Below are 21,441 nucleotides of genomic sequence, written 5' to 3' on the forward strand. Positions count from 1 at the left end.
AAAATAAAAATGCACGTCAAATATCTGAGTTCGATTCATGAGTATAAAGTGGCAGAATCGTTTTGGAAAGAGCAATTATCTTCCGATGTACCCGATTTATCGTTATTTAATAGTGGTTATCAAATGAATAAAGACAATCCATGCAACCATGTTCAAGTCATAATAGATGCAGAGCTTAGTCAAAGTTTACAAAAAGTAAGTAAGTCACAGGATCTATTTTTATTTAGCTGGTTACAGGCTGCTTTAAAGGTTTGCTTAGTACATTATACAGACCAAAAAAGGATCACAATCGGGGTTCCTGTAATCGGAAAGGATCACGAACAAAGAGAGAATCCGAATGATTTGCTTCCTATAGGAACTGAAATCCACTCTCATCACTCCTTTAAGCAAGTAGTGGAGCAGGTCCAACAAACGACTTTACTTGGTTATGAAAATCAGCGTTATCTACTCTCTGAATTATTAGCGAAACTCTATTCAACTCCATTTCAAATCATTTTGGGGATGGAAGGATTACATAATAATAGTTCAATAGAAAAATGCTCAGAGAATGAATTAACCATCTGGATACAAAGAAAATGGAATGAAAAACCTAATGAGCTTGAATTTCAAATTTCTTGCAAGTCTCATTCTCTTTTTCCTTTGCAACAGTTTGCCAAATCTTATCTTTATGTTTTAAAGCAAGTGTCGAGAAATCCTGATCTAGCTGTGAAAGATATCTGTATCATTTCGGAAGAAGAAAAAGAGTTGCTAGAAGGATTTAATCAAGTTCGGATGGACGTAGACTTGTCTCAAACATTACATGATTTGTTTGAGGAGCAAGTGTTGAAAAACTCAGATCAAATTGCCGTTATTTGTAATGATCAATCTTTGACATATAGAGAATTAAATAAGAAAGCAAATCAATTGGCTTCCGTTCTTCAAAGTAAGGGTGTATCCAAAGAAAGTATTATTGGGGTTATGGTAGATCGGTCATTGGAAATGATCATTGGCATGATGGGGATTTTAAAAGCCGGAGGGGCTTATCTACCAATCGATCCTCACTATCCCAGTGAACGAATTGAATATATGTTACAAGATAGTCAAGCAAAATGGTTATTGAGCAAGCAAACAGAGAAAGAATTGCCGCAATTTGACGGTGAGGTGTTGTATCTTGATGAAGAACATCTCTTCCAAGGTGCAGAAAGCAACCTAGATCAAGAAAGTGAACCTAATGATTTGGCTTATGTTATTTACACATCAGGATCAACAGGAAATCCAAAAGGCGTAATGGTAGAACACAGATCCCTTGTCCATTTCTTAAGCATTATGAGGGAAAAGCTAAAAGATAATCAGTCATTCTTGTTTCTTGCTAGTGTTTCTTTTGATATATCTCTCTTAGAAATATGTATCCCTTTAACTCAAGGCTCGAAGGTGGTTATTGCTACAGAGGGACAGTTTGCAACAAAAGAATTGGCTCATTTAGTCAAAGAACATAAGGTAGATTTATGGGAATCGACCCCATCGCGAATGGAATTGATTTTGAGTGATCCAGAAGGGGCAGAGTTTCTAAGAGATTTAAAGTCCATTTTGTTAGCAGGAGAAGCATTTTCGATTGATTTGATTGAAAGAATTCGAAATATCAGCGAAGCGCAAATTTTAAATATCTATGGTCCGACGGAAACAACCATTTGTGCAGCAGTAAAAGATTTGAGTACTGCCAAAGAAGTGACGATCGGGAAACCTAATCCCAATTATCGATCTTATGTATTGAATAAATATAGTCAAATGAAACCTTTGGGAATGCCAGGAGAACTCTGTATTGCCGGAGTGGCAGTAGCTCGGGGTTATCTTGGTAAATCTAAATTGACAGATGAAAAATTTGTCCCGGACCCTTTTGTGGAAGGAGAAATGATGTATCGTACTGGTGATCTCGTCCGATGGTTACCTAATGGAGAACTTGACTATCTCGGTCGAATGGATCATCAGGTAAAAATACGGGGATATCGGATTGAATTAGGGGAAATCGAGGCTCAGCTAAAGAGACATCCAGAGATAAGCCGAGCTATTGTTGTTGATCAGGTAGAGGGAAACAGAAAATTGTTAGCTGCTTACTATGGATCGGATAAGAAAATCCCTTTTGAAGAGCTCAGAAAATATCTAAGCGATAAATTGCCTGAGTTTATGATTCCCGAAAAAATAATTCAGGTAAATGAGATTCCACTGAATCCAAATGGGAAAGTGGATCGAAAAAGATTGTTGGATTTAACTCAAACAGATCAAATATCCATCCCATATGTCGCCCCACGAAATCAAATCGAACAGAAATTGGTGCAAGCATGGGAAAAAGTGATGGAGATCGAGCGGATTGGTATTCATGATAATTTTTTTGCCTTAGGAGGAGAGTCGATTAAGGCACTACAGATTATCAACTTATTAGGAAAAGACCATTTGAAAGTAAGTACAAGGGATTTTTTTAAACATCCCACGATTGCTCAACTTAGTCCTTGTGTAGAAGTGGAACTGAAAGAAGAAAGCCTAGATAAAATACCAACCCGTGTTAAAGATTTGTCCAAGCCATTTTCCTTAACAGAAGTTCAGACAGCTTACATGTTAGGTCGTAATCCGCAGTTTGAATTAAGCGGCATTTCACCTCAAACGTATTTTGAATATGAAACAAAATTGGATATCAATCGACTTTCGCAAAGTTTCCAAAAGGTAATTCAGCGCCATCCTATGTTACGGGCTATGATCTTGCCAGAGGGAAAACAGCAAATCTTACAAGACGTTCCTGATTATCAGATTGAAATAGAAAATCTCATTGGTTTAGATGATGAGAAACAAAATGTTCGATTGCAAGAAGAGCGTTCCCGAATGACCAACCATGTATTTCCTTTGGGGCAATGGCCTTTGTTTGAATTGAAAGCCTTTCTTTTAAAAGAAGACACATATTTGTTATGTTTTCGATATGATGCTTTATTGATGGACGGGGCAAGCATGAACATCGTTGGACATGATTTGTTATATTATTATCACAAACCAGATCAAAGATTGGAATCTCTATCTTTTGATTTTCAAGATTACATGTTCATCTATGATGAAATGGAACAAAGCAAAGAATATAAAAAAGCAAAAGATTATTGGACAAGCAAGCTGCCTGACTTTCCATTTGCTCCTTCTCTGCTGTTAGCAAAGGATCCAGCAGAGATTGCTACTCCTAACTTTCAATCACTTACTAAGATCTTGGACAAAGACAAATGGACGAAGTTACGGAAGCTGGCACAAGAGAAAGAAGTAACTCCTTCCGCCCTTCTTTGTACGATATATGGAGAAGTGTTGGCATATTGGAGTAATCAACGTCGACTGGCAATTAATCTGACTGTATTTAACCGTTATCCTGTTCATGAAGAGGTAGAGCAGATTGTGGGAGATTTCACGTCACTCATATTGTTGGACGTCGATGTGAATCCAGAGCAATCTTTCTTTACCAGAGTGGAGCAAATTCAATCGACTTTGTTAGATGGACTTGAATATCGTCATTATGATGGAGTTAGCTTTATTCGAGATTTTACTCGATATCACCAAATGAGACCAAAAGCAGTCATGCCAATTGTTTTCACCTCGATGCTAGCAGGCGCAGGTGCTTTTGCTTGGGAGCAGCTTGGCTCTCTCCGCCATATTCACGCTCGGACTCCACAAGTGTATTTGGATAATGTGGTAATTGAAAAAAATGGAGAGTTATTGATTAGCTGGAACTATGTAGAAGAATTATTTGATGTTGATGTGATAGAAGCAATGTTTTCCCAATTTGTCGATCTGTTGGAACAATTGGTGAAACAAAGAGATGTAACCTCTTTGCAAGTGAGAAAATCGGATCAGACTTTAATTGAGCAGTACAATCAGACAACAGAAAAGATACCTTCCACTACCCTGTATCAATTGTTTACAGACCAAGTACAACGTACACCAGATCAAGTGGCAGTGGTCTTTGAACAAGAGTGGTTGACTTACTTGGACCTTCATCAACGCTCTAATCAAGTTTCTCACTATTTGCAAGAACAAGGGATTGGTCTAGGTGACAGAGTTGGTCTCTTGGCACAGAGACGGGTTGATACGATTGTTAATATGATAGGGATATTAAAAGCAGGTGCTGCTTATGTACCCATCGATCCCGATCATCCACCAGATCGACAAACATATATCTTAGAAAATAGCTCATGCAAACTTTTGTTGGAACCTGGTCTTTATGAAGAGAAACATTTATCATCATATGCAACCGAAGATTTGCCTACCATTGCTGGTCCGGAAGATCCCGCCTATATTATCTATACTTCAGGAAGTACCGGAAAACCAAAAGGAGTGATCATTACTCACCAAGCGGTTGCAAATACCATTCAAGATATCAATCAAAAATATCAGGTGAATGAAGACGATCGCATTATTGGTATCTCCTCCATGTGTTTCGACCTGTCTGTATACGATATTTTTGGAACGTTAAGTACAGGTGCAATGTTGGTAATGATTCGTGATCCGAGAGACATGAAAGAACTGGTCCGTACGGTCGAACGCAGAGGAATTACGATTTGGAATACAGTACCTGCAATCATGGATTTGGCATTGGATCAGGTAGGTTCTCATTTCGAAAATTCTTCCTTGCGTTTGGTCTTACTTAGTGGGGATTGGATTCCACTCCCTTTACCGGAAAAAATAAAGCGACATTTCCCGATCGCGGAAGTAATTTCACTGGGAGGGGCAACAGAAGCATCAATTTGGTCGATTTATTATCCAGTCAAACAGGTGGAAACACACTGGAACAGCATTCCATATGGGATGCCTTTGGCAAACCAAACGTATTATGTGTTGAACTACGATAAGAAAATGTGCCCAGTTGGTGTGATCGGTGATTTATATATCGGGGGAGTGGGTCTTGCCCAAGGATATTTGAATGATGAACAGAAAACGAACGAAGCGTTTGTGTCACATCCAGACCTTGGTCTTATTTATAAGACAGGGGATTGTGGCAGGATGCATCCTGAGGGGTATATTGAATTTTTAGGGCGTCAAGATTACCAAGTCAAAATTCAAGGGTATCGAGTGGAGTTAAAAGAAATCGCCCATTGCCTTCTCACTTACAAACAAGTAGACCAAACGGTAGTGATTGACCAGACAGATGAGAATGGGATAAAGTTTTTAGTCGCATATGTGGTAACTGAGCAAGATATCAGTACAACAGAACTACGAAAACATTTGCGAGACCACTTGCCAGAGTACATGATCCCTTCTTATTTTGTTTATTTGGAGCGACTACCCTTGACCCCTAATGGAAAATTAGATCGAAAGGCACTTCCTGCTCCAGAGAAACAAAAAAATGAGGTATATATTGCTCCAAAAACTGAAATGGAAAAAATATTGACCAGTGTATGGCAAGAAGTGCTCAAAGTAGACCAAATCGGAGTAAATGATCATTTCTTTGCCTTGGGTGGCGATTCGATTAAGGCCATTCAAGTTTCTGTACGACTTTATGTACAAGGGTTTCAGTTAGACCCAAAAAGTCTATTTGACTTCCCTGTATTAGGTGATATGGTTCATTCTGTTAAGAGACCAGACCACCCTTTACACTCGCAAACATATGATATAAACAAAAAGGAAGAAAATAAAGTTACATCACTAAATATTAGAGATAAACAGCTTAATCAACATACGCTTAACAAAATACAAGAAAAAATGCCGGATATAAAAATAGAACGAATCTATCCATTGGCACCCTTCCAACAAGTTATTTATGAACATGCTGTAGCTGAACCCGATACCAATGCTTATTTTGAACAAACGATTTGGACACTTGAGGGAAAACTGGATGTAGATCTCTTTATTCAGTGTTTTCAACAATTAGTTGATCGTCATGATTCTCTAAGAACGATCATTGTGCAAGATGAACAAGAACAACCTTGGCAAGCTGTGTTACATGATGTTCAAATGAGTTCAGAGGTACAAAGCTTGATTGAGATGACGAGACAAGAGCAGCAGGAATGCTTGGACCAGTGGATGAGTGAAAATTTAGGTCGAGGATTCAATAATGATGAACTCATGACCCGTCTCTGTGTATTTCAACTAGGGAATGACGAGTATAAGGTAGTTTGGAGTGCCCATCATCTATTGTGTGATGGTTGGAGTGTCAGTATTTTGTTAGACGAATTATTCCAACTCTATGAAGCAAAAAATGGGGGAACTACAGTGGAATTACCTCCAGCAAAACCTTTTCAAACATTCATTGACTGGACTTTAGCTCAAGACCATGGGAAAGCACGCTATTTTTGGCGCGATTATTTAGCAGGGTACAATCGGAAAATCAGCATCCCCAAAAAGAAAGTACCAACTCAAAATAAAGGGTTAAGCTTCACATTTATGGATTTAACGTTAGACGAGGATCTGACCAATGAGTTACGGACATTTGTGACTAAACACCATGTAACCATGAATTCGGCTTTACTAGCTGTATGGGGTATATTGCTTGGCAAATACAATGGAACAAAAGAAGTATTATTACCCAACCTGGTGTCAATCAGACCCCCAAAAGTGGAAGGGATTGAAAATATGTTTGGTCTGTTCACAAATGTTTTGCCTATCCGAGTAGCCTGGGTAGAAACGCAATCTTTTGTAGATCTCCTGCAAAAAGTTCAACAAGAAACATTGAAATGTAATGAATATGCTTACTATTCACTTGTTGAGATCCAAAAACAAAGTGAGTTGAACGATCAGTTGACCGACCATCTTTGGGTGTTTGAAAATTATCCCACCAACCCATCTATTTTCTCTTCAAATGAGAACAGAAATTTTGCCATCACAGATTACCAAGTTGTTGATGAGCCTCATGTGAAGTACGGGATTATATGTTTCCCTGAAGAGAAACTTACGATGAAGTTTGGATATGATCAAAATATCTATGAAGCGGAGCAAGTACAGGAAATATTGAATCACCTCCATACTTTAATCAAAACGATCGTTTATAATCCAACACAGACAATCGGTGATTACCAATTATAAAAAACGAAAGGGCGAGCAACAACTCGCCCTTTAAAATTGAATAGGAGTGAAACAAGTGTCGGAAAACCTGCAGTTATCAACCGAAGAGATGCGTGAGTTAGGGTATCAAGCGGTCGATTTGATCATTGATCATATGAATCATTTGAAAAGCAAACCAGTATCTGAAACGATTGATAGTGATATTCTCAGAAACAAGCTGACAGAATCGATCCCAGAAAACGGATCCGATCCGAAAGAGCTCCTTCATTTTCTTAATGAGAGCGTGTTTAATCAGATTACCCATGTGGATCATCCTCATTTTTTGGCTTTTGTTCCGGGTCCCAATAACTATGTTGGAGTAGTAGCAGATTTTTTAGCAAGTGGATTTAATGTATTTCCGACAGCTTGGATAGCCGGGGCAGGTGCTGAGCAAATCGAATTAACGACAATCAATTGGTTAAAATCTATGTTAGGATTCCCTGATTCGGCTGAAGGTCTATTTGTAAGCGGAGGTTCCATGGCTAATTTGACCGCGCTTACTGTAGCTAGACAGGTCAAGCTTAATAATGACATAGAAAATGCGGTTGTTTATTTTTCCGACCAGACTCATTTTTCCGTGGATCGGGCATTAAAAGTAATGGGTTTCAAACACCATCAAATTTGCCGGATCGAAACGGATGAACATTTACGAATTTCAGTCAGTTCTTTGAAAAAGCAAATAAAAGAAGATCGAACAAAAGGAAAAAAACCATTCTGTATCATTGCTAATGCTGGAACAACTAATTGCGGAGCCGTTGATTCCCTCAATGAGTTGGCCGATCTTTGTAATAACGAAGATCTATGGCTACATGCGGATGGAGCCTATGGTGCCTCGGCAATTCTCAGTGAAAAAGGAAGTGCTTTGCTTCAAGGAATTCATCGTGTCGATTCCTTGACGTTGGACCCTCATAAATGGCTTTTTCAGCCTTATGATGTAGGCTGTGTACTCATTAGGAACAGTCAATACTTAAGCAAAACATTTCGTATGATCCCAGAATATCTCAAAGATTCGGAAACCAATATAGAAGAAGAAATCAATTTTGGAGAATGTGGAATTGAACTTTCGCGCAGATTTAGGGCGTTAAAGGTGTGGCTGTCTTTTAAAGTGTTTGGAGTCGCAGCTTTTCGCAAGTCAATTGATCATGGCATCATGTTGGCTGAACAAGTTGAAGCGTTCTTAGGGAAAGCGAAGGATTGGGAGGTTGTAACACCTGCCCAGTTAGGAATTGTTACTTTTCGTTATATCCCTTGTAAATTAACATCAACAGATACAATAAATGAAATAAACAAAAAACTAGTGGAAGAAATTACCCATAGAGGATTTGCCATGTTAAGCACGACCGAATTGAAAGAGAAAGTGGTTATTAGACTTTGTTCCATCAACCCAAGGACGACAACAGAAGAAATGCTCCAAATCATGATGAAAATCAAAGCATTGGCGGAGGAAGTAAGTACATCGTACAAACATTTTACCTCCGTTCCGAAACTTTGATATACTGGGAAATAAGTGGTTTTCAACGATAAAACATAAGATTGAGGAGTCACGCATTATTTAGGGAAATTGTTTGTTTATCCTTGATTTGTTTTTTCATATGAATGCACAAGGGTTCGTTAGGGAAAACGCCCCACGAACCCTTTGTTTTTTAAATATTAATCTTGGTGCCTAACATAGCTTTTAGAAATTCACCTAAATGTTGATGATGAGTTGGCAAATCCATAAACTGATTTTCCAAATGTTCCTCTAAGTCCAATTTCTCGATGGCATTTTCTCCTTTTCGTACTCTGATGACGGGGTGAATATGGACACTCTCCTCCGGTTGTCCAGGCACTCGAGGAATGTTTAAAGGATCAGCAAACTTATGGATATCTCCATATTCTAAAGAAGCCGCAAGTAACACTTCGTCCTCTTGCAAAGGTGTATTTTCAAACTCAATAATCGTTTGGTAACCAAGGATATTCCACATGTCGGCTTCATATTTCATCACATATACAATAAACCCTGGTTGTAAATAAGGATCAGAAGCCTCTGTAAGTTCTCCTAGGATATGTCCAACAACTTCTTCGTTTGAAATCGTGAGATTTTTTATTGGAAATTCTAGCCGATCTGCTATCTTATGAGCGAGAACCTTACTGTTATATCGGAAGCCGTGAATAAAACCACTGGATGTTTTTCGATAATCTAAACCATGGGTTTGAGTGCCAGCGAAAAACAGATTTGAAACCTCTGTTGATTCGAAAATACCTGATATAGAAGGATATTTCTTATTAATAATCTTAAGGTTAAGATCTTTCACTAGATGGTCTATATTTGAACGGAAACCTGTTGCGGCAATGATTTCGTTAAAGAATAATACCTCTTTCTCATCCTCGGCATGCTTATAGTGAACTGTGACATTAAAGCCTTCATCCACTTTCTCAATATTTAGGATCTCACAATCTAATAATGCCGCCTGATGTTTTAATTGATAGTTATCCACTAGCAATGAATTAACTGCTCTAACATCTCCAACATAGTGAGTTTTATATGCCATTCGGGTAGAATGACGACTTGCAACCATGATTAAGTTGGCTTCATTTAATATCTCTTGTACGCATTCCATTCCACTGTTCCCTTTGCCGATGATCAGTACCCGTTTATCACGGTAGTGCTCTTTCTTTTTCATCTCATGATATGGAGTAGTAAGTTCTAAACCTGGAATAGGTGGAGGATTTGGGGTCATCCCTGTTGCGATTACAAGAAACTTACAATACAATTTTCCTTTGTCAGTCTCTACTTCAAAGTAACCCTGTTCCGTTTTGCGAGTCGCTTTCCACATTGTGTTATATATAACTGGCAATTCATATTCTGCTACCAAATCGTTTAACATTTCTACTAATGCTTCGCGTCGAGGAAAGAACTCACGACTGTAATTCCTCATCAAGATTTTCTTTTCTTTCGTTAATAAACTATTCCAATCAAATCTCTCTGAGAAACGACTCTTTGGCGGTTTTCCAGTATAAAGCTTATTATTACTGATTAATTGGCCATGAACGGGATATTTAGTGTAAAATGCACCTGCCTGTTTTCCAGACTCAATCATCAATAAATCTAGTTTCTGATTATATTCATCTGAGAGCTCCTTCAAAGACACGGCTACTTGAAGACCACCCGGACCTGCACCAACAATAATAACATCATGTAACTTTTCCATGTAAATCCCTCCATTATAACTGCAATCCTAAGATTATTTTGAAAACGGTTTTAAATCTAGAGCATTTTGATTTTTTTTCGGGTTTTCTGGATAAAGAATATTAAAGATCGGCATTGCCACGATGGTTGTAACCAGTGTCATTAATACTAAAATAGCGAAAACTTGAGGTGTAATGATTTTGTATGTCATTCCGATGTTAACAAGGATGAGCACCATTAAACCTCGTGCATTCATTAGAATCCCAATCGAGGACGCTTCTCGCCAAGAATATCCAATACTTTTCATGGCCAGTGCACATCCTCCATATTTGCCAGCAATCGATGCAACAAGTACTACCATTGCAGGAATCAGAAGTGACATATCACTAAAGATCGCTGTGAAGTTTGTATTTAATCCAGAATAAGCAAAGAAAATGGGTAATAACAAAGTAATTACAAAAGGCTGGAATTTGGACTGCAATTCTTGTAAAAAAACCTTATTCCTTGGCATCGACAAACCTACGATAAAACCGCCAAATACAGAATAAACACCAACATAATCAGTAAACCAAATTGCAACGAGAAGGAGCAAAAGGACGAGGGAGAAATGGTTCATCGAAAGCGATCCCTCTTTTTCCACTTTTTCTCCTAGACGCGTTAACCACTTCTTCCCAACAAAAAGCATAAAACAAGCGAATAATGCACCGAAAGTAATAGCAGTTACTCCTGCTAATACGCCTTGTGCTTGGGCTAATGCAGTAATTAATGCAACTAGACACCATGCCAATGCATCATCAATCGAGGCAGCAATCAAAGCTAATGTACCAAAGTGAGATGTGGTTAAATTTCGCTCTTGTAAAATTCGCGCTAACATTGGGAAAGCCGTAAGTGACAGAGCAGATCCTACAAATAATGCGAATAGGTATATATTCACATCAGGAAGGGATAGCTTTGAATAATAAATGACCCCAATCATGACTCCTAATAGAAGCGGAACGATTATTCCAGATGTAGAGAGAATCGTGCATTTTTTAATTAGGTTTCCTGTCAGTTTCTTCTCATCCACTTCTGCTCCCACAAGGAACATATACATGCCTAAACCTATATTGCTGAGAATATATAAAATACTTTTTATATCTGTAGTGAATAGATAAGACATAAATTGAGGGGCAAATATCCCTAAAAATGAAGGTCCGATCAAAATTCCGGCTATCATTTCACCAACCACTTTGGGTTGCCCAATATAACGAGCTAAATTACCGCAGATATAAGAAGCTACCAATACTAAAATCAAAGCAGGGATAAAACTTAAAAACAACTCCATATTACTACCCAAGTATGATTAACTCCTTCTATAGATTAATTTTTTCTTATTCATTCTCATGCTTTAGCCAGTTTTTGACTTATTTAGATAAGAATTTATCCACTGGGATCAGGCCGGCGTCTGAACTGCATTTCTTTCGTTTCTGGAAAATATACCACTAGTACAAATGTAACGTTATCAATATCACGAAATATCCTCCCTTTCTCTTATGTAAATAAATGTATAATATATAATTATATAACATTTAAAAAACTCCTTCTGCCATTTAATAATTTGTTAACGAAAACAATGATTTTATCTACTTTGAGTCGAGGTTAAAAGGTGTTGTGAACTCCCGCAATTTGACCAAAAAAGGAGATTTAAGAATTCCTTCATTTGAACCTTTACACGTCAGAAATAAGAGGATGCTATTTTTGTAAAGTTACTTATGCTTATATAAAGATTGACTGTTAACTCGTAAAAGGTGAAAAATTATTTTTATTTTTGCTCTTAAATAGTGCATTCATTGATTTTTAAAAATTTTATTATAATTTAGTAACAGTAAAAAATAAGGAGTTTATATAGAAATATGATAGAAGTGTATGCCTTACAGGTACCAGATAATATCCAACCTCAAATATATTCAAGGTTATTGAGCTCCGTTTCCTTGACTAAACAAGAGCGAATCAAGCGATTTAAAAGAAAAGAAGATATTTATCGTACACTTATAGCAGATATACTAATCAGATCTATTATTTCAGCTAAGTGTGGAATGCCCAACGAGGATATTACTTTCACATACAATTCATACGGTAAACCTTTCTTATTAAGGGATAATAATTTTTCATTCAATGTTTCACATTCAGGGAGATGGGTGGTAGCTATTATAGGAGAACAAGAGTTAATAGGAATAGATGTTGAGGAGATAAGACCAATAGACATAGATATTGCCAGGCGTTTTTTTGCTCCAGAAGAGTACATAGCGCTGAAAGAAAAAGAGGAACGAGAGTACCTATCTTACTTCTATGATTTATGGACCTTAAAAGAAAGTTATATAAAAGCCATTGGTCGGGGGATGTCTATACCGTTAGACTCGTTCGTAATAAAGAGAAAGAGTTTCTCCCGCGAATTTTCCATCTCGCAAAAAGATTCGCTTTATTCCTTCTTCTTTCGGCAGTATGCAATAGATACTAAATACAAGATTTCTGCTTGTGCAACAAGCAATAATTTTCCTGAATCGATTACCATATACGACTTTTATGAGTTATATAATAGATTCTTTTCAAACAAAAAAGGCTGTTAATTTTGAAAAAAAGTTGATTTGTATTCCGCAAGCAGGTGGGGTTTCTGCTAATATTATTTCTATATTTTTTTCGAATTTCATGTATAGAATATAAAAAATAGAGCACCCCTGACTCATTTTATTGGACTCTTGGTTTTCCAAAATGTTTGATTATCATTCTGCAGGGTATCTGGAAAATAAGTACATCCTTAATTAACGATGAAGATAGGATGTACATGAACTTGAATGACTTTCCTAAACAAAGCCATAATAATCTCATGCTAAGAAAGAAGGAGGATGAATCAATGGCACTTGTACCATATGATCCATTTAGACATCTATCTAATATGAGAAAAGATTTTGAACGATTCTTTTCTGATTTCCCTTCCACTTTGGGGGCAGAAACAAATTTTGGAGACATTCGGGTAGATGTCCATGAAACAGAGAATGAGGTCGTGGCTACTTGTGATATTCCAGGGCTTCAAAGTAAAGAAGATGTGGATATTACAGTTGAAAACAATACGCTAAGTATTAGTGGATCTACCACTCGAACAAATGAGGTAAAAGAGGAACATATGCATCGAAAAGAACGGTTTGTAGGTCGTTTTCAGCGCTCGGTATATCTTCCAAGCTCTGTCTCTAACGAAGGGACAAAAGCGTCTTACAAAAATGGTGTTCTAGAAGTGAGAATGCCTAAATTAGCAAAAGATAATACGAAAAAAATTGATGTAGAATTTCATTAAGGAGCCCCCCCTTGGCTCCTTTTTTGGTTATCTAGATTAAATGTATAGATAACACAATGCCTAGTAAGCTTTCGTATCTACTCATAAAAATGAAAAAGAAATGTACTGCAGTAGGTTATGATTAGACGGTCATGGAGCATATGCTCTTTTTCGGTTATTTTACCGATAGCATTGTTCTGGTAAAGTGACTGCTCTGAACCCAATGTAATCACTTTGGTCCTAAATCACCTGCTTGTATAATTAGTTGCATGAAACTTCTTCCTAAAAGAAGATGTATTTTTTGAATATTCTGTTGACGATTATAACATATCCACTTTACAATTTAATTGTGATGATTTTATCACAATTACACTACTTAGAATACACTTCACTTATTTAAAAACGATTACAAGTAGGGGTGTTAAAATGAAAAACCGAGTAAATCCAGATTTATTACCGGGATTAGAAATGTTTCAAGACCTTGATTTACGTCCAGAGAACTTGCAAGCAATCAGAGAAGGAATATCGCAAATGAGACCACCTACCATTGTTGATGAATCCCTTTCATTAACAGATAAAGTCATTGTAGGACCTGATGCTAATCCATTACCATTAAGAATTTATCGTCCAAAATCAAATAATGAATCCTTACCTGTCCTGTTATGGATACATGGTGGCGGTTATATCTTAGGGTCTATAGATGATAATGATGATCTTTGTATGAGATTTGTAAAAGAAGTCAACTGTGTGGTCGTTTCTGTAGACTACCGTTTAGCTCCTGAACACCCTTATCCAGCACCAATTGAGGATTGTTATGCAGCATTAAAATGGATTGCTGATAATGCAGAGCCATTAAACATTGATTCCAATCGAATTGGTGTTGCAGGAGCGAGTGCCGGCGGTGGACTAACAGCAGCATTGACCTTATTAGCCCGCGATCGACAATATCCTTCTATTTGTTTCCAAATGCCACTCTATCCAATGATTGATGACCGAAATAATACACCTTCTACGAATGAAATTAAAGAAGGATTTGTTTGGAATCAAAAGGCAAATGAAGCTGGCTGGAAAATGTATTTAGGAGAAATATATGGAACGGATAATATTCCTGGATATGCAGCCCCTGCTCGGGCAGAAGATTATAGTAATTTGCCATACACCTACACATTTGTTGGTCAATTAGATCCATTCCGCAGTGAAACATTAACCTATGTAACCAAACTTGCGCAAGCTGGTGTTGATGTCGAATTTCATTTATATCCTGGTGCCTATCACTGGTTCGAAGGATTAAATCCAAATGCCGAGGTATCTATTTACGCTGTGAATGAAATTATACAAGCAGTAAAGACTAGTTTCGAAAGAGTAGCTAAGGTAGAGGCTTAACCTCTTTACAAAAGAAACACTCACAAATAGTAAACATTTGTGAGTGTTTTTACCTTTCAAACATGTATCAGTTTGTTTCTAAGATACTTCCAAAATTACTGATGCTATCGTCTTTATTTCCTAACTAATATAATAATTCGTATCTATATAATTAAATTGTGCTTTACAGCTCAATATTAATGCAAAAATTATCCACCGTTATGCATTGTTTTATTGTGCTAACCCGCCCCGTTGCTCAAGTATTTTACTTCATAATCTTATTTACTAAAATTAATATCCTATCCTTATTCCATTAAATGAACCTTTAATGGAACAACTCTACATATTTATTCTATAAATACCGTGTATTTTTAGTATTGTTATCAGTCCTACAAGGAAACAAAAATAGATGAATGACTGGGCTAGCTGGATTCGAACCAACGAATGACGGAGTCAAAGTCCGTTGCCTTACCACTTGGCTATAGCCCAATAAAAAAGGTTGCGGGGACAGGATTTGAACCTGCGACCTTCGGGTTATGGGCCCGACGAGCTACCAGACTGCTCCACCCCGCGATGATGATATAAATAAATGGCGCGCCCGAGAGGAGTCGAACCCCTAACCTTTTGATCCGTAGTCAAACGCTCTATCCAATTGAGCTACGGGCGCTTATTAAAATGGTGCCGAGGGCCGGACTTGAACCGGCACGGTAGTCACCTACCGCAGGATTTTAAGTCCTGTGTGTCTGCCAATTCCACCACCTTTTTTTAAAATAATGGAAAAAGAATAGCGAAGCTATTCCCCTTAGTACCAGTTTCTTATAAAAATGAAAATATAAAGTTAGAAATGGACATAAAAAAATTTTTTATATTTTATTTCCCCCCTATAAACCCTTGATATTACTCAATTTATAGAGGGAGCTTTGTATATAGTATACATCTTCATTTATTGAATTAGATGAATTAAACTAATAAATAAATGGGGGTAAAAATATGAATAAAAAAATCTTAGGTTCTTTCGAAGTGAAAGGAAATCAACTTATTGTTTCAGATCCGTGTTATCCAGTAGAAGATGCGTTTGACGAAAGTGACATATTATCTTGGATATTGGAGCCAGCTAAAAGTGGAGAATGGGAATCTACTGTTTTCTTCACTGAAGATTTTACGATAACTAAATTAATGGCCTGTCACCGTGATGTTGAACTGGATTCAAAATGGATAGAAACAGGTAAAAATATCGGCGTTGATTCTGCTATGGCGGGTATTTTTGATGCATCCGTTTTCGGAAGAGATGAAGCTATTTCATATGAAGTAAAAAATATTTATGAGATAGAAATGGACGAAGAAGGCATGAAATATTATGTCGCGTGCTCAGACATCATCGCTTCTTCTGATGACGAAGCTGGCATCGTAGCAGGTGGTACAGTTTCAATGTCTGGTATAGGTGATGGATACTATCCTGTTTTTGTTCAATACAATGATCAAAATGAAATTGTAGCTGTGTTGTTGGAATTTTACGTAGAAGATGAAGAAGAATGAAGCAATAAGAGACTTTCAATAAAGGAAGTCTCTTACTGCTACCTAGAATCGTGATTATGTTAACAAAGAGTGAATGTGATATACACGACTTTTTTAAGAACAATTATGGTAAACTGGGATAAAAAGGTACTTGATTAAGGAGATGTCTTTTTGATTGCAGTAAGTTCATGTTTAGCCGGTATAGAATGTAGATACAATGGCACGCATAGTTTAGTGGGAAAAATCAAGAAATTAGTTGAGCAAAACAAAGCATTATTAATATGTCCTGAACTTTTAGGAGGCTTTTCAACCCCACGTGAATCAGCAGAAATCATAGGGGGTACTGGGGAGGATGTATTAGATGGAAAAGCTAAAGTAATAGAGAAGTCAGGAAACGATGTAACAGAATTGTATATAAGAGGAGCCTATAAAGCATTAAACATTATCCAAGAGGTTAATGTTAAGTATGTTGTATTAAAGGAAAATAGTCCTTCCTGTGGTAGTACCATGATTTATAGTGGGGAATTTTCTAATACAAAAATAGCTGGTGAAGGGGTTACAGCTGCCTTATTTAAAAGGGCTGGAATAAAAGTGATTTCTGAAAAACAGTTTTTAAATACTAGCTTATCCTAATTTCCGAGAATTCCTTTTATATAAACTAAATTTGTATATGATATATAACATGTCAAATGGATTGAAAAATAGAAAAAAATTAAAATATCAAAGGGGTATTGAAATGGTAGAGAAAGTAGATTTAGAAAAGATTAATCTTGGGGAGATTACAAAGGATATTAAAGATCAACATGTGAATTTTTCTGTGTCTGATGTCAATGATCACTGTCTTCGTATTGCCGTTTTTTCAGGTGAATACGAATGGCATTACCATTCTAATTCAGATGAACTATTTATGGTTTTAGAAGGTGAGTTGTTAATTGATTTCGAAGATAAGGATACCATTGTTTTAAAACCAAATGATACAGTCCTTATTCCAGCCGGAACTGTCCACAGGACTAGAGCTAAACAGAGAACGGTAAATCTCTGTTTTGAAGATAAAAACGCCGATACTATTATCATTGATCAGTAAAAAATAGCATGAAGATTGCGAAAAGCATTTAACTTGTTTCTTAAATAACTTTTACCTATATAAAGATAGATGCCGATAACGTGTTTTATGGAAACTAAAAAAGAAAGCCCATGGATCTTGAACTGCCTCTGACATACCAAGATTTCATATTACACGAATCTTTAGTTTGGTTGGGTAGAAAGGCATTCATGAGAGTGCCTTCCTCCCGTAACTAGTAAAGAGTATTGCATGTAATGGGAGATACCAAACTTAAAAGCCCATATTCTCTTAATTACAAGCAATGAGATCTCGCAATAGAGTTCATTAAATTAAATTTTGGGCAATGTATGGCCAAGTTCTTTACCAATTAGATTGGCCGAAACTGGTTTCTCTCCTATTTCCCTAGCCCATACCGATAATTGTCCAATATGGTGTATTTCGTGAGCAATCATATGACGCATAACTTCTCCCCAGGTATCAGTTACTATGCTTCCGTCTGGTTGTGGATCATAAAGAATATTATTTTCTTTTTCTAGATTCCAAGACCTAATAAACTCTCTTACCTCGGGTTGAAAGTTTGTATCTAACTGACGAACTTTTTCTAAGCTTTGATATTCCTCAAAACTCTCCTGAAAATCATCCTTTCCCTGAAGAACACGAACCCAACTCCACTCTACATCAACAATGTGAAAGAGAGTATGTAATATTCCTCCTACTCCTCCTGTTCGTTTCCGAAGCAATTCCTCTAGTGGAATATTCTCACACCATTGATACCACTCTTCTCTAACCAGCCAGTTATAATGGAACATAGTTTGCAAATTAATTCCTCCGTTTATTGTATTTTTCACTTTGACTCTTTTTTAATGGGGGTATTAATTAGTTCGACAAATATTTATAGATACCTATTTCATAGGAGTAAGAGAAAGTTATAAATAAAGTCGTATAGGCTGTTTTATCCCTAGAAGCTGTATTATGTTAACTAACTCTGTATATAACATTCATTTTTAGTCCATCTAAAAACCATAATAAAATGATACTTTTTTGGTAATTAGTGTAATATAAAAGAGGGTTCTTATTTATGGGATGGGGGTAAGAATATTGAATTTATCTAGACAAATTATCGCTATATCAGGTGGAGGATTTTCGAAGGAAATCCCAGCATATATTGATGAATATATTGTTAAACAAGTACAGAACGTAAGCAAAATAAGAATCTGTTTTATTCCTACAGCCAGTAATGATGCAGTAGGTTATATTAATAAATTTTATGAAGCATTTTCATCTTATGAAACTACTCATATCTTGCAATCAGAAATGATATTAAAAGAATCCAAGGATAAGATACTTAATCAAGATATTATCTACGTTGGTGGAGGCAATACACAGTTTATGCTAAGTAAGTGGCGTGAATATGGATTTGATGACTCTATTAAGTTAGCATATCAAAATGGTACATTATTAACTGGTATTAGTGCTGGTGCAATGTGTTGGTTTGAACGTTGCTTAAGCGAAAATAAGAATAATGAATATGAGGAATTTGAAGGTTTAGGGATATTAAAAGGAACTTTTTGTCCTCATTATGACGATAAGATAAGAAAAAGTGCATTTGATCAATGGATTGTGGATCAAGAAAATTTAGCAGCATACACGCTTTGTGATTCAGAATCCCTTCACTTTAGAGACGAAAAGCTTATTGCTAAGTTGGATACATAAGGTTATTTCCGATAACGCACATTATGGTAACTATAAATGTACGACCCATACATGAGATAATAAGCACAAAAAACGTTAAAGGAGAAACGACTTTGAAAATAGAGAATCGGAGATTCGCAGAGAAAGCGTTAAAGTATTTACTTGTTGGTAGTCAAATGGATGGAATAAAGTTCGCGTCTGAGGTTTCCGCCATTTCATTAATCTTTACTCACTATGATCGAAAAGAAGATGATGCATTCATTTTAACGATTGAAACAGCGTGGACGGTATATAATGAGGTCCCACTTGTCTATCCATCTTCGGAGAGAGAAGTCCCCACACATACCGACGAGCATCACTTTAAGCATATTTGGGATGTCAAAAGACAAAAAATAGTGGATGTACATTTAGGTCATCGGTCGCCCCATCTCATTATTTTATTTGAATCAGGTAGCATTTTGTTTGTGAATGGTCATGATCCAAACTATGAATGCTGGCAACTAGGTGATCATTGGGGAGGAAGCGACAATGAGTGGCTTTTAGTTGCCGTTCCAGGCGATGATATAGCTATTTGGTCTCCTGAAGACTTTGAATAAGTTCTTATAAGACGTTTTATGTAAACTAATTTTGCATATCGTATACAATTATTAACTGACTTCAAAACCTTTTATTAGCTAGGTTTTGACACCATAATATTGCACCAAAACCAATAAACAATTGATGTACTAACTATATAAATGTAAACCTCAAAGTTTTTTATAAATGGAACAGGATTATAAGTTAAAGTATAAAAAATATAGTAAACAATAGAAAATATTAATAAATAGCACAGTAAGCTTATTATACTAAATCTCGGTAATTTTTTAATTATAAATAGAGATGTAGGCAGCCCAAAAACTGTATATAAAATGAAGTAAACTATTGTACTTATAATCGTACTGAATGGCAATGCAGGTGAAATAAGATCTTTAACTCCGTATTCAATAATTAAATACAATAAAGATAGACAAATTGAAGATAGCAATATAGACAATACATATCTTTGAATCATAATATCCTCCGTATTTATAAAGTTTAAGGCTAATGGAATACTTATCCTTTTAACCATTATAGGCTTTATAGTCGCATCAATGTTTTTAAAGTAAATTAATTTTATAAAAAAAGAAGAACACCAAATTAAATATTCTTCTTTTTATGGATAAGTACTTTAAAATCAACTCTATGAAGATTGGATAACGATAAATCACATTATGTTAATTAACCTTATATACTATATACATTTTAAAGAAGGTTTGATTTTGCAGGATCAAGCTATATAACATGAGATTTTAATTTGATATAATATTACTTTGAATTTTTTGCCACACAACTCAATAGGGGGGATACAATCAAATGAGTAAAAAAACGGCTTTGTTACTTATAGATGTTCAAAACATCATGTTTTCTTATGAAGGTGGATCTTTATGGAATGAACAGCAAGTGCTTCAAAATATTACTTCTCTAAGGGAAAAAGCGTACCAATCTAATGTACCAATTATCTATATACAGCATACAGACCCTAGTTCCGGTAGTATGCTTAGTGAAGGAAAAGTCACATGGGAAATCCATCAGGATGTTCGCCCCTTACCAACAGACATAGTTATTCAAAAATCTTCTTGGGACGCATTTTATCAAACAACTCTACATAAAAAACTTCAGGAACTTGAAATTGGACGATTAGTCATTGCAGGTATGCAAACTGAATTTTGTTTGGATACTACTTGTAGAAGAGCATATAGTTTAGGTTATAAAGAGAATATCTTAGTTAAAGATGCCCATAGTACGTTTGATACGGCTGTGCTGTCAGCTTCTAAAATAGTAGAACATCATAATAATGTGCTAGGTGGCAGGTTCGTTACACTAAAACAAGTAAACGAAGTTATATTTTAAGCTAATAAGATAACTTATCACATGAATAAAAACAGCCATTTAAAGGCTGTTTTTTGTTCCTAGAATGTTTGTCATGGTAACAATAAATCATAAAAATACATGATAACTACTCAAGAGTTTTTATGCCTAAAACAATAAGGATTTTAATGAATTGGATAGATGTCTTACAGCGTCTTAATCAGTTTACGCCATAAAAAGGAGAAAGTGGATCCTGAATTGGAGATACTTATATAGCATATGGAGTAGTTTGCTTAACTCCTCAATAACTTCTCTATTAGAAACGTCCGCCATCAAGTTGCTATTCGGCCGTTTGTACAAGAGGTCATATAATAAAATAAACGAGCAACAAAAAACCTTTTACATTAT

At 36.2% G+C, this 21,441-nt stretch carries 15 protein-coding genes and 4 tRNA genes; 11 read left to right on the forward strand and 8 right to left on the reverse strand.

Annotated features, from left to right (window positions below):
- Positions 1-9 precede the first annotated feature (9 nt).
- Entirely contained in the window at positions 10-7,020 is a 7,011-nt protein-coding gene (locus ACLHDF_RS23100; protein ID WP_413920990.1) for an amino acid adenylation domain-containing protein, read from the forward strand.
- Between the two features lie 55 nt (positions 7,021-7,075).
- The gene (locus ACLHDF_RS23105; protein ID WP_413920941.1) at positions 7,076-8,530 is read left to right on the forward strand and encodes a pyridoxal phosphate-dependent decarboxylase family protein; all 1,455 of its coding nucleotides are present in this window, start codon (positions 7,076-7,078) and stop codon (positions 8,528-8,530) included.
- Positions 8,531-8,681: 151 nt separating this feature from the next.
- Here the strand turns inward: ACLHDF_RS23105 and ACLHDF_RS23110 are convergent, their stop codons facing one another.
- On the reverse strand, positions 8,682-10,229 hold the full coding sequence (locus tag ACLHDF_RS23110; RefSeq protein WP_413920942.1) for an NAD(P)-binding domain-containing protein: 1,548 nt from the start codon (positions 10,227-10,229) through the stop codon (positions 8,682-8,684).
- A 33-nt stretch (positions 10,230-10,262) separates the two neighbouring features.
- Positions 10,263-11,543, reverse strand: coding sequence for a cation:proton antiporter (locus ACLHDF_RS23115; protein ID WP_413920943.1), 1,281 nt, complete (start codon positions 11,541-11,543; stop codon positions 10,263-10,265).
- Positions 11,544-12,099: 556 nt separating this feature from the next.
- Between ACLHDF_RS23115 and ACLHDF_RS23120 the strand changes: the two genes are divergently transcribed.
- The 3 genes from ACLHDF_RS23120 to ACLHDF_RS23130 all read left to right on the forward strand — a co-directional run bounded on the left by ACLHDF_RS23120 (position 12,100) and on the right by ACLHDF_RS23130 (position 14,897).
- Positions 12,100-12,813 carry a 4'-phosphopantetheinyl transferase family protein gene (locus tag ACLHDF_RS23120; protein WP_413920944.1) on the forward strand — a complete coding sequence of 238 codons (714 nt, stop codon included), beginning with the start codon at positions 12,100-12,102 and terminating at the stop codon, positions 12,811-12,813.
- A gap of 284 nt (positions 12,814-13,097) precedes the next feature.
- The gene (locus ACLHDF_RS23125) at positions 13,098-13,535 is read left to right on the forward strand and encodes an Hsp20/alpha crystallin family protein (protein WP_413920945.1); all 438 of its coding nucleotides are present in this window, start codon (positions 13,098-13,100) and stop codon (positions 13,533-13,535) included.
- A gap of 405 nt (positions 13,536-13,940) precedes the next feature.
- Positions 13,941-14,897 (forward strand): alpha/beta hydrolase, encoded by a 957-nt coding sequence (locus ACLHDF_RS23130; RefSeq protein WP_413920946.1) that lies wholly within the window; start codon positions 13,941-13,943, stop codon positions 14,895-14,897.
- A 396-nt stretch (positions 14,898-15,293) separates the two neighbouring features.
- Here ACLHDF_RS23130 and ACLHDF_RS23135 read toward each other — a convergent pair.
- The 4 genes from ACLHDF_RS23135 to ACLHDF_RS23150 all read right to left on the reverse strand — a co-directional run bounded on the left by ACLHDF_RS23135 (position 15,294) and on the right by ACLHDF_RS23150 (position 15,635).
- A tRNA-Gln gene (locus ACLHDF_RS23135) sits at positions 15,294-15,365 on the reverse strand.
- A gap of 10 nt (positions 15,366-15,375) precedes the next feature.
- Positions 15,376-15,449, reverse strand: a tRNA-Met gene (locus ACLHDF_RS23140).
- 17 nt (positions 15,450-15,466) lie between these two features.
- Positions 15,467-15,543: transfer RNA gene (locus ACLHDF_RS23145), tRNA-Arg, on the reverse strand.
- 9 nt (positions 15,544-15,552) lie between these two features.
- A tRNA-Leu gene (locus tag ACLHDF_RS23150) sits at positions 15,553-15,635 on the reverse strand.
- A gap of 231 nt (positions 15,636-15,866) precedes the next feature.
- Between ACLHDF_RS23150 and ACLHDF_RS23155 the strand changes: the two genes are divergently transcribed.
- The 3 genes from ACLHDF_RS23155 to ACLHDF_RS23165 all read left to right on the forward strand — a co-directional run bounded on the left by ACLHDF_RS23155 (position 15,867) and on the right by ACLHDF_RS23165 (position 17,475).
- The gene (locus tag ACLHDF_RS23155; protein ID WP_413920947.1) at positions 15,867-16,412 is read left to right on the forward strand and encodes a DUF4241 domain-containing protein; all 546 of its coding nucleotides are present in this window, start codon (positions 15,867-15,869) and stop codon (positions 16,410-16,412) included.
- Between the two features lie 150 nt (positions 16,413-16,562).
- Complete coding sequence (locus ACLHDF_RS23160; RefSeq protein ID WP_413920948.1) at positions 16,563-17,024, forward strand: DUF523 domain-containing protein; 462 nt, start codon at positions 16,563-16,565, stop codon at positions 17,022-17,024.
- A gap of 103 nt (positions 17,025-17,127) precedes the next feature.
- Entirely contained in the window at positions 17,128-17,475 is a 348-nt protein-coding gene (locus tag ACLHDF_RS23165) for a cupin domain-containing protein (RefSeq protein WP_413920949.1), read from the forward strand.
- Positions 17,476-17,783: 308 nt separating this feature from the next.
- Here the strand turns inward: ACLHDF_RS23165 and ACLHDF_RS23170 are convergent, their stop codons facing one another.
- Complete coding sequence (locus ACLHDF_RS23170) at positions 17,784-18,272, reverse strand: DinB family protein (RefSeq protein WP_209152010.1); 489 nt, start codon at positions 18,270-18,272, stop codon at positions 17,784-17,786.
- Between the two features lie 280 nt (positions 18,273-18,552).
- On the opposite strand from ACLHDF_RS23170, the gene ACLHDF_RS23175 reads away from it, so the two are divergent.
- Positions 18,553-19,167, forward strand: coding sequence for a Type 1 glutamine amidotransferase-like domain-containing protein (locus ACLHDF_RS23175; RefSeq protein ID WP_413920950.1), 615 nt, complete (start codon positions 18,553-18,555; stop codon positions 19,165-19,167).
- Between the two features lie 92 nt (positions 19,168-19,259).
- On the forward strand, positions 19,260-19,742 hold the full coding sequence (locus ACLHDF_RS23180) for a hypothetical protein (RefSeq protein WP_413920951.1): 483 nt from the start codon (positions 19,260-19,262) through the stop codon (positions 19,740-19,742).
- Positions 19,743-19,816: 74 nt separating this feature from the next.
- Here ACLHDF_RS23180 and ACLHDF_RS23185 read toward each other — a convergent pair whose 3' ends face one another.
- Positions 19,817-20,254 carry a UPF0715 family protein gene (locus ACLHDF_RS23185; protein WP_413920952.1) on the reverse strand — a complete coding sequence of 146 codons (438 nt, stop codon included), beginning with the start codon at positions 20,252-20,254 and terminating at the stop codon, positions 19,817-19,819.
- Positions 20,255-20,538: 284 nt separating this feature from the next.
- Between ACLHDF_RS23185 and ACLHDF_RS23190 the strand changes: the two genes are divergently transcribed.
- Positions 20,539-21,075: a cysteine hydrolase family protein gene (locus ACLHDF_RS23190; RefSeq protein ID WP_413920953.1), complete on the forward strand. Its 537-nt coding sequence runs from the start codon at positions 20,539-20,541 to the stop codon at positions 21,073-21,075.
- Positions 21,076-21,441: the final 366 nt, after the last annotated feature.

The sequence above is a fragment of the Priestia megaterium genome (genome assembly GCF_046599315.1).
Lineage (GTDB): Bacteria > Bacillota > Bacilli > Bacillales > Bacillaceae_H > Priestia > Priestia megaterium_F.